Source organism: Microbacterium dextranolyticum (assembly GCF_016907295.1).
Lineage (GTDB): Bacteria > Actinomycetota > Actinomycetes > Actinomycetales > Microbacteriaceae > Microbacterium > Microbacterium dextranolyticum.
In genome coordinates this window covers 1,822,978-1,836,131 of the sequence record NZ_JAFBBR010000001.1, presented here as the reverse complement: position 1 = coordinate 1,836,131, position 13,154 = coordinate 1,822,978, and the positions used below count along the sequence as shown (strand labels likewise).

The 13,154-nt window shown below is 68.1% G+C and carries 17 protein-coding genes; 16 read left to right on the top strand and 1 reads right to left on the bottom strand.

All coding sequences use genetic code 11. From position 1 onward, the window contains the following. Nucleotides 1–410 precede the first annotated feature (410 nt). The 16 genes from JOE64_RS08510 to JOE64_RS08435 all read left to right on the top strand — a co-directional run bounded on the left by JOE64_RS08510 (nt 411) and on the right by JOE64_RS08435 (nt 11,795). On the top strand, nt 411–656 hold the full coding sequence (locus tag JOE64_RS08510) for a hypothetical protein (RefSeq protein ID WP_204963859.1): 246 nt from the start codon (nt 411–413) through the stop codon (nt 654–656). After that, nucleotides 656–1,645, top strand: coding sequence for a bifunctional DNA primase/polymerase (locus tag JOE64_RS08505; RefSeq protein ID WP_204963858.1), 990 nt, complete (start codon nt 656–658; stop codon nt 1,643–1,645). Before JOE64_RS08510 ends, JOE64_RS08505 begins: the two co-directional genes overlap by 1 nt. After that, complete coding sequence (locus tag JOE64_RS08500; protein WP_204963857.1) at nt 1,642–2,805, top strand: AAA family ATPase; 1,164 nt, start codon at nt 1,642–1,644, stop codon at nt 2,803–2,805. Before JOE64_RS08505 ends, JOE64_RS08500 begins: the two co-directional genes overlap by 4 nt. A gap of 377 nt (nt 2,806–3,182) precedes the next feature. Next, on the top strand, nt 3,183–3,593 hold the full coding sequence (locus JOE64_RS08495) for a hypothetical protein (protein WP_204963856.1): 411 nt from the start codon (nt 3,183–3,185) through the stop codon (nt 3,591–3,593). Between the two features lie 83 nt (nt 3,594–3,676). Further along, nucleotides 3,677–4,180, top strand: a complete 504-nt coding sequence (locus JOE64_RS08490) for a hypothetical protein (RefSeq protein ID WP_204963855.1) — start codon at nt 3,677–3,679, stop codon at nt 4,178–4,180. 92 nt (nt 4,181–4,272) lie between these two features. Further along, complete coding sequence (locus JOE64_RS08485) at nt 4,273–4,686, top strand: hypothetical protein (protein WP_204963854.1); 414 nt, start codon at nt 4,273–4,275, stop codon at nt 4,684–4,686. Next, entirely contained in the window at nt 4,683–5,033 is a 351-nt protein-coding gene (locus tag JOE64_RS08480) for a hypothetical protein (protein ID WP_204963853.1), read from the top strand. The genes JOE64_RS08485 and JOE64_RS08480 overlap by 4 nt, the downstream gene beginning before the upstream one ends. A gap of 144 nt (nt 5,034–5,177) precedes the next feature. Beyond that, nucleotides 5,178–7,037 (top strand): phage tail protein, encoded by a 1,860-nt coding sequence (locus JOE64_RS08475; RefSeq protein ID WP_204963852.1) that lies wholly within the window; start codon nt 5,178–5,180, stop codon nt 7,035–7,037. After that, on the top strand, nt 7,037–7,798 hold the full coding sequence (locus JOE64_RS08470) for a hypothetical protein (protein WP_204963851.1): 762 nt from the start codon (nt 7,037–7,039) through the stop codon (nt 7,796–7,798). The genes JOE64_RS08475 and JOE64_RS08470 overlap by 1 nt, the downstream gene beginning before the upstream one ends. A gap of 105 nt (nt 7,799–7,903) precedes the next feature. Further along, the gene (locus tag JOE64_RS08465; protein ID WP_204963850.1) at nt 7,904–8,206 is read left to right on the top strand and encodes a hypothetical protein; all 303 of its coding nucleotides are present in this window, start codon (nt 7,904–7,906) and stop codon (nt 8,204–8,206) included. Continuing rightward, nucleotides 8,203–8,427, top strand: coding sequence for a hypothetical protein (locus JOE64_RS08460; RefSeq protein ID WP_204963849.1), 225 nt, complete (start codon nt 8,203–8,205; stop codon nt 8,425–8,427). The genes JOE64_RS08465 and JOE64_RS08460 overlap by 4 nt, the downstream gene beginning before the upstream one ends. Before the next feature lie 160 nt (nt 8,428–8,587). After that, nucleotides 8,588–10,210, top strand: a complete 1,623-nt coding sequence (locus JOE64_RS08455; protein WP_204963848.1) for a recombinase family protein — start codon at nt 8,588–8,590, stop codon at nt 10,208–10,210. 94 nt (nt 10,211–10,304) lie between these two features. Then, complete coding sequence (locus JOE64_RS08450) at nt 10,305–10,496, top strand: hypothetical protein (protein WP_204963847.1); 192 nt, start codon at nt 10,305–10,307, stop codon at nt 10,494–10,496. 3 nt (nt 10,497–10,499) lie between these two features. Further along, on the top strand, nt 10,500–10,889 hold the full coding sequence (locus tag JOE64_RS08445) for a TadE/TadG family type IV pilus assembly protein (protein WP_204963846.1): 390 nt from the start codon (nt 10,500–10,502) through the stop codon (nt 10,887–10,889). A gap of 82 nt (nt 10,890–10,971) precedes the next feature. Beyond that, nucleotides 10,972–11,367 carry a TadE family protein gene (locus JOE64_RS08440; RefSeq protein ID WP_271202533.1) on the top strand — a complete coding sequence of 132 codons (396 nt, stop codon included), beginning with the start codon at nt 10,972–10,974 and terminating at the stop codon, nt 11,365–11,367. Then, complete coding sequence (locus JOE64_RS08435; RefSeq protein WP_204963844.1) at nt 11,367–11,795, top strand: pilus assembly protein TadG-related protein; 429 nt, start codon at nt 11,367–11,369, stop codon at nt 11,793–11,795. The genes JOE64_RS08440 and JOE64_RS08435 overlap by 1 nt, the downstream gene beginning before the upstream one ends. A gap of 39 nt (nt 11,796–11,834) precedes the next feature. Here JOE64_RS08435 and JOE64_RS08430 read toward each other — a convergent pair whose 3' ends face one another. Next, nucleotides 11,835–13,106, bottom strand: coding sequence for an MFS transporter (locus JOE64_RS08430; RefSeq protein WP_204965016.1), 1,272 nt, complete (start codon nt 13,104–13,106; stop codon nt 11,835–11,837). Nucleotides 13,107–13,154: the final 48 nt, after the last annotated feature.

The window sequence follows — 13,154 nt, the reverse complement described above, 5'->3', positions numbered from 1 at the left end:
AATGGCGGCGAGACTCGGACGGGCGTGAGACACCCGACCGGAATCCCTTAGGAGAGGCCCCCGGCGACGAACTGCTGGGGGCCTCATCCGCGCCGGAGCGGGGTCCCATTGTGGACGATCTACAAACACCCGGACGGGGCGAACGACCCCCCGAGTTGTAGAGGCTCACAAGCTTTCAGCGACGAGTACCCACCAGATTGTGCAGGCGGGTACTCGGATGGTGGAATGTTTTTGCAAGGGCTCCGCGGAGCACCCCGAGAAAAGCAGACAAGACAGAGAACGAATCAGAGTCCCGATCCCCGAGCGTGGTGAGGGCGGACGCGACCCGGGTGCGGAAAAGCCGGGGATCCCTCGGGAGCTGCCAGCAGGCACGCCGGGGTTGAACGCTCCGGACCTAAGGGTTCAGTCTCTTGTCTCACTCACCGACGTTCGGCGTTTCCGCCGACTTCACTCCCGCACCGCTGCCACCTGAGAACCTCGCCCGACTCCGCGCGCTGCTCTTCGCGCCTGACTCGGACACAGCCGCCGACGACGACCCGCCGACGTGCGGCCTCGACGCCGCATTCGACCGGATCGACGCACACCTCGCGCAGTTCCAGGCCGACGCTGAGGCTCAGGCACGTCCTGCCCTTCTGCTGGTCGGGGGTGGTCGCTGATGCCGCGCCTCTCCGGAGTTCGGAGCACTAAGAATCTCCAGGCCGCTCCCACCCTCTACGCACAGCACGCCGACGCCTACCGCGCACTCGGATGGAGTCTGATCGCGGTTCGCGGTAAGAAGTCTCCGTTCAAGGGCACGACCGGACGCCACGGGGCTGTCACGCCTGAACTCGACGCCCGGATGCGGCGCTCCGACTGGCACGACAACATCGCGATCAGGCACACCCTCGGTAAGAGCGCGACCGTCGCTATCGACGTGGACGAGGGCGACGGCAAGCAGGGGCTCGCCACGCTCACGCAGCTGTCCGAGGCTCTCGGCGCGCCTCCCGTGACGTGGACGAGCACCGCCCGGGGTAGCGACGACCCGCGCCGTCAGCACTTCTACCGCATCCCGGCTGGCGTCGAGCTCGAAACCACGCTCACGCCCTCCTCGGCGCTCGGGGGAGCATTCCTCGCTGGCGACATCGAAATCCCATCGCACGCTCACCGCTACTCGGTGGTGTGGCCGTCGATCCACCCCGACACGTTTCAGCCGTATCGCTGGTACGGCTTTGACGGCGAAGCGGTGGATGGTCCGCCTGCGGTCGCTGACCTTCCGTTCCTGCCTGACGCCTGGATCGCCGCGCTCGCCAAGGAGGCGGGGCGGATCCAGTACGAGGGTGGCATCGTCAGACCGCCCCGGCCCTACAGCGGCACGGTCGAGCAGTGGATTGGTGCGCAGAACAACGCGGCGGTCTCGCGGGTCGTCCTCGAAGCGATCCGCCCGTACCGCGAGGGTGCGTCGTTTCGAGGGCATCACGCGATGGTCAGCCTGCAGAAGCGCCTCGTCCGGCTCGGTGCCGAGGGGCACCCGGGCACGCCTGGAGCGCTCGCGTTCTTGCGCGACGTCTGGATGGCATCAGAGCACACGCCCGGAGAGGACTGCCGCGAGGAGTGGTGGGTCGCGTTGAAGGGCGCAGTCGAGAAGTACGGAGGGACCGAAGCATGACCCCCAAGAAGATCACCCAGCCCGAAGCCGAGTCGGCGGGGCAGGATGAGTCGCGCGAGGTCGCGTTCCGCGACGTGCCGCTCGCGGTGCAGACCGTCGAGGGCCCGGAACGACCCGTCCCGCTGGCGGACCCGAACATGTTCAGGCCGCTCGATACGTCGCTGTGGTTCAGCGGCAACTGGGATCCGCCGAAGCGGGTCGGTCGAGGAGCGGTGCTACTCGACGGGCATCTCAACTGGCTTGACGGCGAGTCGGGATCGGCCAAGACGTGGCTCGCGGCCTCCTGGGCACTCGACTTCCTGCGCGACGGCAGGCGGGTGGGGTGGCTGGACGAGGAGATGGGGGAGCCGGGTCTGCGCGAGCGGATGCTCAACGTCGGCGCGACGATCGTCGACCTCGCGAACTTCGACGGCCTCGAACCGATGTCGCGCGACCTGGCGACCTATGCCGACGCGTTCCACAAGTGGGCCGAGACTCTCGGCCGAGGGGCGCTGCTCGTCATCGATTCCGCCGCGCCGGTCCTCGCGGCTGCTGGTGTCGAGGAGAACAGCAACGGCGAAGTGACGCAGTTCCTCAGCCGAGTGGTGCTGCCGCTGTCGCGCCGCCTCGGAATCACGGTTCTTGTGATCGACCACAAGTCGAAGGACGCGAACGGGTCGAAGTACAGCCGCGGGGCCGGATCGAAGCGCAACATCTCAGACGCCTACTTCTCGGTTCGCAAGGTCACACCGCTCACGAAGGAGCAGGACGGGCGATACGAGCTCGTGGTCATCAAGGATCGCGGCGCGAAGTACGCGGAGGACGACCTGTTCGACGTGACTGCCGAACGGCGAGCGAATCGCGGGGTCGAGTGGTCATTCGTCCGGCTCGACGCCGCCGAGAGGGAGCGCCGCAAGGAGGCGAAGGCTGACCGGACCAGCGAGGACCTCACCGGCAAGATCATCGCGACCCTCTGCCGGATCTACGACGAGGGCATGTCGGCGTCGAAGCTTCGCGACGAAATCGGTGGCGCTGACTCCGACATCAAGGAGGCCCTCAAAGCCGCAGAGGCCCTCGGGCGGGTGGCCCAGGACGGACCCGCTGCTGGCGGTCACAAGACCTGGCGCGTCACCGAAGCCGAACGTGCAAAGCAGGCGAAGGGGGCCATCGATGTGCCGTGACCACCGCCGGCCTAGTTCTTCGAGTTCTTCCCGAAGAGGTGCCGAAGAACTGCGCGACTGCCTCGTTCCTAGTTCTTCTAGTTCTTCCCGCCCTTTAGGGCGGAAGAACGGGAAGGCACTAAGGACAGTTCTTCCCGCCCTCAACACCAACCTTCCCCGCTTTCCACATCTCACACGCGCGAGAGGAGCGCACCGATGAACGACAAGAGCAGCATTCCGCAGTTCACGATCCCCGACTGGCTCCGGCCCCACGTAGCCGAAGTGCGTACATGGGGGCCGGTCGGCGGCGACGACACCCTGTGCTGGGTCGAGGGGTGCACACGCTCGCCGCACCTGCACGGCCTCTGCCGTCGCCACTACTTCCGGGCGGTCGACCGGTGGAAGCGGCCTCGGAATCGAAAGACTGCGCAGCCTGGGAGCGCGTCGTGAACGGGCGCGAACACGAACCGGGCGCTATCGAGCCCTCACACGCGCACACGCACGAGGAGCGGACCGAGCAAGCAGAGGGCACGGGTGTGATCGAGTCCTTGCGCGCGCCCACGCGAGACCTGCACGAGGAGTGGCGTTCGGATGCCACGAAGACGGTGCGACAGCTCATGGATGAGGGGGTGGACCGCTGGGAGGCCGCGCGCCGGGTCCGCTGGGCGCGGCGGCAGCTGCAACGCGCGGAGGAGATGGCCGCGTTCATCGAGAAGCTCGCCGCGAACCGCGAGGCGCGCAAGTCGGCGGCGGGACGACCGTTCCCGCTGCAAACCACCACAACCAACCCGACCGAGGAGGTCAGCTAATGAGCAGCAACCGTAGGACCCGAGAACCCGATCTTGGCTATCTCGACTTTGACGAGCTCCCGTATCGGGAGTCGACTGCCGCGGTGCCGTGCGCACATTGGCTCCTCGGAGGACAGCACCCGGCGTGGCACCCCGGACGCTCCCGCAGTGAGGAGGAGTCCTGCCAGTGCCTGTCGGACGGTGAGCACGGGGTGGGGTTCGACCACTGGCACGCGCTCCTGCCAGGTGGCGGGCGTCGGGTATTCCTCAACCAGCCCTACGCGGGACGCGGCGACCACTACGCCCAGGCGCGGCGGTTCGCGGACGACTGGGGACTCGACGCCCATCCGGTAGCGGAACTCTTCCGCCCATCGGACCCGCTGCTGTCCTCGTCGGCAGTCCTGTTCGCGCGGGTAGGGGTGGACGTGGGCGATGTGGTGGCCCGTCTTCGAGGTCGGTGGCTGGAACTCGTGCCCGGCGCGACGGTTCCGCGCCTTCCGGAGCCCTTCGAGGCCCCGATCCCTCCCGAGACCCGCCGCACGGTCTCCGAGGTCCAAGACGAGGCGTCCGCGGCCGACGAGACCCACGTCGTGCGGAGCTACGACTGATGCGGCTTCTACTCCGGGCTCATTCGCCGCCCCGGATCCTGCTTCCGACCAACCAACACCAATCGCATTAGCCCCGAGGAGGGCGGATCAACATGACCACCACCCAGACCATCAACAGCGGCCCGTACGACGTGAACGAGCCCGGCATCACCGAGCAGATGCGGCGCGCCCGCGAACGGTGGAACTACGAGTCGATCTACCCGTCGATGCAGGTGCCGCACGACCAGCGGACCCTCCGCGACACGCTCACCGCGATGAGCATCGATCGTCCCGAGTGGCGCAAGCTCGTGTTCCTCGGCGTCAGCGACACCTACGAGGAGCTCGTCGCCGTCGCGCAGTTCTTCCACGGGGTCGGCCCGGACGACCACCCGTCGGACGAGGTGACCCAGCACCTCGAACTGCACCTCCACGGCAAGTACAACGCCGCATGGCGGGAGTGTACGAGCACGGAGCGGGGCCGGGCGTACATCGCGTGGGTCCGCGAGCAGCTGGGACGCGTCCTGTGAACGCCGACGACTTCGAGCCGGTCGAAGTACCGGACGACGCGCCGGAGCTTCCGCCGTGGCAGGAGTGGGTCGTGCCGGACGGTCACCCGCATCGTCGGTTCGCGGTGTCGCGGATCCCCGAGGGTGCGCCGCCCGCCGTGCAGGAAGGCTTCGCCCGACGACGGATCCAGGCCGTGACGGGGGAGTGCCCGTGCGGCGCACGGGTGCAGTGGATGGACGACGACGGCGACGGGGCGCGCGGCGAGATTCGGCCCGTGTTCGCGCCGCACCAGATGACGTGTCCAGCGCACGACGACCAGCTGATCCCCGCGATCCGGGCGTTCACGCAGACGCTCGACGGTGACTGACGGGTCTGGGCCGGGAGCCCTACACCCCGGCCCTTGACTGTCCGTCAGTTTCGGCGTGGTGACTTCCTTGACAGGCATTTTGGATGTTGCGATGGAATCGCACCCCAGCGGAAACCCGCTTGGATCAGGACTTTAGGAGACCCAGTGGCACTAGATCTAGGCACTCTCGTTGCCAAGGTGAAGGTCGATGACGACGACTTCGACAAGAAGACTTCGAGCTGGAGCACGAAGGGCGCGGCGGTCGGCTCCGCGTTCGGCAACCTGGCGGCGGACGCGATCAGTCAGGCGTCCTCGATGCTTGTGGACTTCGTGGGTGACGCCGCCGTCGCGTCCGACGCCACCGACAAGTTCCGTAAGACCCTGGAGTTCTCCGGTCTCGACACGTCGAAGATCGACTCCCTGACCGCCTCGACCCAGGCGTATGCGGATGCCACCGTGTACTCGCTGGGTGACATCCAGTCCATCACCGCACAGCTTGCATCCAACGGCGTGCAGGGGCCGGACGAACTCGCGAAGGCGCTCGGCAACCTCAACGCCGTGGCTGGCGGCAACGCCGAGACCTTCGGTCGGGTGGGTTCGGTCCTCACGCAGACCACCTCCCTCGGTCAGCTCAACACCGAGAACTGGCGTCAGATGGCCGAGGCGATCCCCGGCGCGTCCGGCGCGCTCAAGGATGCGCTCCTCCAGGCCGGGGCCTACACGGGCAACTTCGAACAGGCGCTTTCGGAAGGTCAGATCACAGCGGAGGAGTTCAACGCCGCTCTGATGACGGTCGGCACGGATCCCATCGCGGTGGAAGCCGCAGAGAGCACCGAGACCTTCGAGGGAGCTGCGGGCAACCTGTCCGCGACCATCCAGGGAAAGCTCGTCGAGGCGCTCAACTTCGTGAAGGGACCGATCACCGACTTCCAGCGGGGCCTGGCCGACTTCATCGGCAACATCGAGCAGTGGACGCCGCTCCTCGCCGGAGTGGGTGTCGCGATCCTGGTCGGCCTCGCCCCGGCGATCTGGGCCGCAGTGGTCGCGACCGCCGCGTGGACGGTCGCCCTGCTCGCCAACCCCATGACGTGGATCATCCTCGGGGTGGTCGCCCTGGTCGCCGCGATCGTGTGGCTGATCATGAACTGGGACACCGCCGTCGCCTGGATTACCGAAGTCTGGGGTGGGTTCATCGGTTGGATCACCGGCGTCATCGACGGGTTCGTCGGTTGGTGGAACTCGATCTGGGAAGCAGTCGGCGCGTGGATCACCTCCGTCTGGGAGGGCTTCGTCGGCTTCGTCGGTGACGTGTTCCGCAACTTCATGCTGGGCATCCAGATCATCGGCAACGGCATCGCGGCCTGGTGGAACGGGCTCTGGTCCGGCATCGGTCAGTTCATCCAGGACGTGTGGCAGGGGTTCACCTCCTGGGTGATGTCGCTCGCGGTCGGCTACGTCAACTTCGTGATGGGGATCTTCAACGGGTTCCTGTCCTGGTGGAACGGCCTGTGGTCGGCGGTCGGCAACTTCCTCCGCGACACCTGGAACAACGCCCTGACGTTCGTGCAGGGCATCCCGCAGGCGATCCTCGGAGTGTTCACCGGGGCGGCGACGTGGCTCTACAACATCGGACGCGACATCGTGCAGGGCCTTTGGAACGGCCTCAAGTCGATCTGGGAGTCGGTGAGCGCGTGGTTCAGCGACACCTTCGGCGGGATCATCGACACGGTGGCCGGGATCTTCGGGATCCACAGCCCGAGCCGGGTGTTTCGCGAGTTCGGCATCAACATCGGTGAGGGTCTGATCCTCGGGCTCCAGGACATGGCTCCGGAGTACGACCGCGCGCTGGCGGACTCGTTCGCGGTGCCGACGACCGGCGGCTGGAACTCGGGCGGTGAGACCGACCCGGGGTCGGGTGGCAACACCTACGTCAAGACGATCAACTACCAGGCCGCGGAGGGCCAGTCCCTCTCCGACGAAGAGGCCCTCTTCGCCGCGCTTGGCTCCCCTCGGGTGCGCGACTGATGCGCGGGCTGGCAGCAGGGACGTCGGTCCCGGCGACGGCTTCCGCGCTCGAAGGCTCTCCGGCGAACTCGTGGGCCGTTACCCTCCTCCCGGGCCCGACCGGCACGGCGAGTTCGCCGGAGGACAAGCGAGACCCCAGGGAGGGCCACTCCGAGCCCCCCACGACGGCGCAGACGGACAAACTGGTCGCGGAGGCGCTCGCACGACACACCCAGAGCTTCCAAGCGGGGGAGGCGTTCGACGACCTGAACCACGCTCTTCTGCTCGCCCGTGAACGACGCGAGGAGGTGCCGTGCGTCGGCCCCGGTGCAGAGGCGTGGACTTCGGAGGACTACACCGACCAGGACATCGCCGCCGACCTCTGCCTGCTTTGCCCGGTGTTCGCGCTCTGCCAGCGGTACGCCGATGCCGCGCAGCCGGGCGCTGGGACGTGGGCGGGAGTCACACGTGGCGTGTCGCCCATGGAGCGCCGTCGTCACGCGATCGCGGAGGCGAGGGAGCAGCGGCGCGCAAGGCCCAGGAAGCCCAGCGACCGCCCGTCGAGGGTCGGTCGCAGCAAGAACCCGGGCGCGCGTGACTGCACGTGCAGGTGTGGCGGCACCACCAGGGGAGGGTTCTACCTTCCCGGCCACGACTCGCAACACCTCTCCGTGCTGGTCGCCAGCGTCCAGGCGGGTCAGCTGACCGAGGACGAGGCCCTGGCCGAGGTAGCGCACTCTGCGCCGCTCACCGCGAAGCTCGCAGTCAGGATCGGGAGCTAAAGCCCAGATGAGAAGCAAAGAACAGATTGTGCGTAGGCGTACGCCTATGTTTTCCTTGGAAGTGGGGCAAGAAATCCCAGATGAGACAGCAAATAGGAGATACCCATGAACACGAAGGCCACCACCCAGACCGAAGCCAAAGCTTGCGCCTGTGGCACCTGCCACGAAGCCGTCAGCGCCCGCGCCCTCTACCGCCCGGGTCACGACGCCCGACACGTGTCGGTGCTCGTCCAAGGGCTCGTCAACGACATCGCGGACGGGCGCAAGGTCACCAAGCAGATGATCGCCTCGACCGCGGAGGAGCTTCCGAGCGAGCCGCTCCGCGCCAAGTTCACCCGCGCCGCCGACCGCATGGTCGCCAAGGCCACCGAGCCGAAGCCCGAACCGAAGGCGGAGGTCGCCCAGTGACCGACGAACGCCAGCCCCTCATCCGAATCGATGTGACACCGCGCCAACAGCTGATCCTCCAGGAGGTTGTGCGCGACCTCTACCTCGCGGAAGCCGAGGACACGGTGGACCACGACTACCTACTGGAGCTTGCCGACCTGGACGAACTAATCCGGGGTTCGCACCCTCGCTGGAACGGCCAACAGCAGCAGTTCTTCGAAGTCAAGGAGGGAGACCAATGACCATGACTGACACCCACACCAAGCGGTGCACCCGATGCCGCCGCGTGCTGTCGTTCGATGCCTTCGGCAAGGTCCGGGCGGATCGTGAGTGGCTCCGCGCGAAGTGCAACGACTGCGCAGCCGAACTCCAACGGGAGCGGCGAGCGAACAGGAGCGACCGATGAACGCCAAGCGCGCCGCGTACTACGCCCGAGTCTCGACCGATCTCCAGGTGGACAACACTTCACTGCCCGAGCAGCGCGAGATCTGCGAGGCCGCGATCAAGTCGCGCGGCTGGGAACTGGTCAATGCCTACGTGGACGAGGGCCTTTCCGGCACCGACGCCACGCGCCCAGCCTGGCGGCAGATGCTCCAGGACGCCCGCGACGGCAAGATCGACGCCGTGGTCGTGTCCAAGCTCGACCGCTTCGCCCGGAAGGCGCTCGACGCGATCCGGGAGACCGACCGACTCGCAGATATGGGCGTGGACCTCGTGCTCGTCAAAGAGCAGATCGACATGAGCACCCCGCAGGGCAAGATGATGCGGACCATGATGGCCGGGTTCGCGGAGATGGAGCGCGACACGATCGTCGGGCGCACTGCAGCCGGTCAGCGGAACGCGGCCCGGATGGGGCGCTGGGCGGGCTCCAAGCCGCCGTTCGGCTGGAGGCTCGAAGGGCTCAAGAAGGACGCCCGGCCCGTACCGGACGAACGCGAGCGGGAGGTGCTCCGCGCGATGCACCAGTTGTTCGTCAAGGAGCGCCTGAGCACCGCCGAGGTGGCCGAGCGGCTCAACCTCATGGGGATGCGCCCCCGTCAGGCCGCGACGTGGCAGTACCAGACCGTCCGGCAGACCGCGACGAACCCGACCCTGTGGACCGGCGAGACCGAGTGGGGCGCTGCCAAGACCGGCAACTATCGCCCGCACCGGAAGATCACGAAGATGAACCGCGACGGTACGCCAAAGTATGGCGACACCGTGACGGTCACCCTCGGGGATCCGGTGTTCACCCGGCAGGAGTGGCAAGCGCTCCAGCGGGCCGTGAACCGCCGGGCCGGATGGACGCCCTCGGCTCCTCAGCGGCAGATGCTCACGGGTCGGCTGTTCGGCCCGTGCGACTTCGGCAAGCACTACGACGGCATCACCACGAAGAGCCGCCCGAACCACCACTACCTGTGCGCGGGGAGGCGGTACCGGTCGAAGGAGCAGCCGCGCTGCACCTGCCCGCAGATCAAGGGCCCGGCGATCGATGAGCCGGTGTGGGCCGAACTCGCAGCGATGCTCGCGGACCCGGAGCGGCTGGAGCGACTCGCGCGTCAGTGGCTCGAACTGGACGACGACGCCGACCTCACGGACGACTCAGCGATGGTCGCGGCGCTTCGCAAGCAGGAGTCCACCCTGGAGCGCGCGATCACGCGGGCGAAGGACTTGTACCTCATGGCGGACGACCCCGCTGAACACCTGGCGACGGTGGAACGGCTTCGGGGCGAGCTCGCGGACGTGCGGGAACGCCTGGAGGGGCTGGCCTCGATGCACGCCCGCCGGGCCGACGAGGCCCAGCGGATCACGGACGTGGCGGCACTCGCAGAGCGGGCGAGGGGCCGTCTGGAGAACGCCTCGGCAGCGATGCGTCGTGAGGTCGTGGAGCTGCTCGACGTGCGAGTGATCGTGTCGGACATCGTGGCCGGGCGACCCCAGACGATCACCATCCACGGGGTGCTCGACCCCTCGATGTTCCTGCCCGCCGACGCCGCAGAACGCAAGCCATCCGAAGCGGAACGCTCCTGCCGCTCGTCTTCTTGATCCTGCCGCTGTCCGTGTTGTTCGCGGTGTTCCCCGGGATCGTCATGCTCAAGCTGGGAATCGGATGACCGGCAACGGTCGAAAGGAGGCGGACATGCTTCGCACGGTGTGGGGACGGCTGCGTTCGTCATGGACGGACACTCTGGAGGATGAGAGGGGCGATGTCCCGGGCTGGGTGCTGGTGACACTCATGACCGCAGGCCTGGTCGTCGCGATCTGGAGTCTCGCGGGGCCCGCTCTTGCCGACCTGTTCCAGCAGGCGCTCAGCCGCGTGTCGGGTATCTGAGACGTGCGCGACCTGCACGATGACGAGTCCGGCTCGGCGCCGGTCGAGTTCGTGCTGGTCGGCCTGCTTCTGACTGCACTCACTCTCGCGGTGCTGCAGCTCGCGTTGGTCGTGTACGTGCGAAACGTCGTCCACGACGCAGCAGTCGAGGGCGCCTATCACGGGGCACTCGCCGATGTGAGGCCGATTGATGGCGCGGTACGCGCCGAGCGTCTGATCGAGACGGCACTCGGCGACGGATTGGACGCCGAGATCCGGGCCGACGAGGCGGTCGGCGCATCGGGACCCGAGGTGGTGGTGACGGTGCGCGCGACCCTGCCGCTCGTAGGGCTCCTGGGCATCCCCGCGGCGATGGAGGTGAGCGCGCATGCTCCCCGCGAGAGCTTCGACTGAGCAGCCACGCCCCCGGAGCGGGAACCGGCGGCAGGGCCTGTTGGTCTCCGATGAGGGATCCGCGGCGCTCGAATTCATCCTGGTGGGCCTGATTCTGCTCGTGCCGGTCGTCTACCTGGTCGTGGCACTCGGCGCGATCCAGGGCCAGGCGCTCGGGGTCGAGACGGGCGCGCGTCAACTCGCGAGAACTATCGCCGGGTCTCCCGACGCGGCCACGGCGGATGCCCGGGCGGAGCGCGTCCTGGCCGCCATCTCCGAGGAGTATGGACTGGACCGCGGCGACGTCACGGTGGACGTCGCGTGCGGCGGGGCCGCGACGACCTGCCCCGAAGCGGGGGCGACGCTCTCGGTGACGGTCCGCACGTCGGTGACGTTGCCGCTCGTTCCGGCACTGCTGGGTCTGGACCGGCTCGCGCGGGTGCCGGTGGAGGCGACAGCGGTGCAGAAGGTGTCGCGGTTCTGGGGAACGACGCCGTGATGCGCCGTATGCGCGCGGACAAGGGGAGCCCCGACGACGAAGGGTCGGTACTCCTTCTCGCTCTCGGCTATGCGCTCGTTGCGATCGCCCTCGTGCTCGTCTGCATCGACGCCACGAGCCTCTATCTCGCTCAGAAGCGCGCGGACGCCGCCGCGGATGCCGCGGCCTTGGCCGGCGCCGACGGGTTCACTCTCACGGTCGACGGCGGGGGAGCAGCGGCGCGACTGACGGATGCCGGTGTCTACGACCAAGCCACCGAGCTCCTCAACGCTCTGGGCACCGCGACCCTGGTCGACGCCGGAACGCCCGATGGCGTGTCGGCCCGAGTGCGCGTGGAGGTGACGTGGCATCCCCCGGTTCTGACCATCTTCGTCCCCGACGGCTGGACGCTCGAGGCGACTGCGACCAGCCGCACCGCGCTGCGCTGAGGTCGCGGGCGGAGCCGTGCGACAGGCTCGCCGGCGCTCTCAGCGTGCACGCGGCACGAACCGCGGCACCCAGCGTGCGAACGCTGCCGCGCCCACGAGTCCCACGACGCCCATCGCCCCTGTGGCGACCGCCAGCGACATCGCCGCGGCGATGCCCGAGACGAGCAGCGGGGCGATCGCGCCACCGGCATCCGTCAGCGTCCGCCACGAACCGAGGAATGCCGCCGGGTCGTCCTGAGGCGCGACATCGGCACCGAGGGTGAGCAGGATGCCGCTGGAGAGACCGTTGCCGACTCCCAGCACCGCGGCGAACAGCGCGAACCACATCGCCGACTGATCGGTGTCGTGCGTGAATGCGAGGGCGACGAAGCCGGCACCCATCAGGATCATCGCCGGAAGCGCCGCCCAGAGCCGACCGAAGCGGTCCATCACCTGGCCGCTCGCGTAGAACAGGGCGAAGTCGATCGCACCCGAGATGCCGACCACGAGGGCGATGGTCTGCGCATCGAGACCGATCGACAGTCCCCACAGGGGCAGCGCGACCTGCCGGGCCGACCGCACCGCCGACAGCGAAGCGGCAGCGAGACCCAACCGCGAGAGCACGCCGCGGTGGTGCCACATCGTGCGGAAGACCCCCGCCGGTGCCGCCACGGGCACCGCGCCCGTGATCACCTCGCCGCTGTCCTCGGCGACCAGATCGCCCGCCGCATCACGCCGGTCATCACGTCGCGTCGGCGCGGAATCGAGCGCCGCGACATCCGTCTCGGGGTCCCGCCCGAGCAGCACCAGCAGCACGGCGGCGACCAGGCAGACGCCGAAGAACCAGACCGCCGCATGTTCATCGCCGAAGACCGCGAGAAGGCCAGCCGCGATGAAGGGGCCGACGAACATGCCCAGGCGGAACGTCCCACCCAACAGCGACAGCGCTCGCGCCCGGAACCACAGGGGCACCCGCGTGGTCATGAACGAGTGACGGGCAAGACCGAAGGCCGCCGCCGCCAACCCGATGACGAACGCCGAGGCCGTGAGCAGGGGCAGGTGCGGGGAAAGAGCGAGACCCACGACCCCGATCATCGCGACGCCTCCGCCGATCGCCATGGTCGCCCGTTCGCCGATCCGAGCCACCGCCCAGCCCGCGGGGATGTTGCCGCAGAGCTGCCCGACGACGAGGGCGGATGCCACGAGCGCCGCCGTCGGCACATCGGCGCCCAATTGTGCGGCGAGCATCGGGAGCAGTGGGATGAGCGCGCCCTCGCCGAGGGCGAAGAGGATCGTGGGACCGTAGATCACCGGGGCCAGGCGCCACAGCATTCGCCGGATCGAATCGGGGGAGGCCGCATCCGTCACCTCATCCACGTT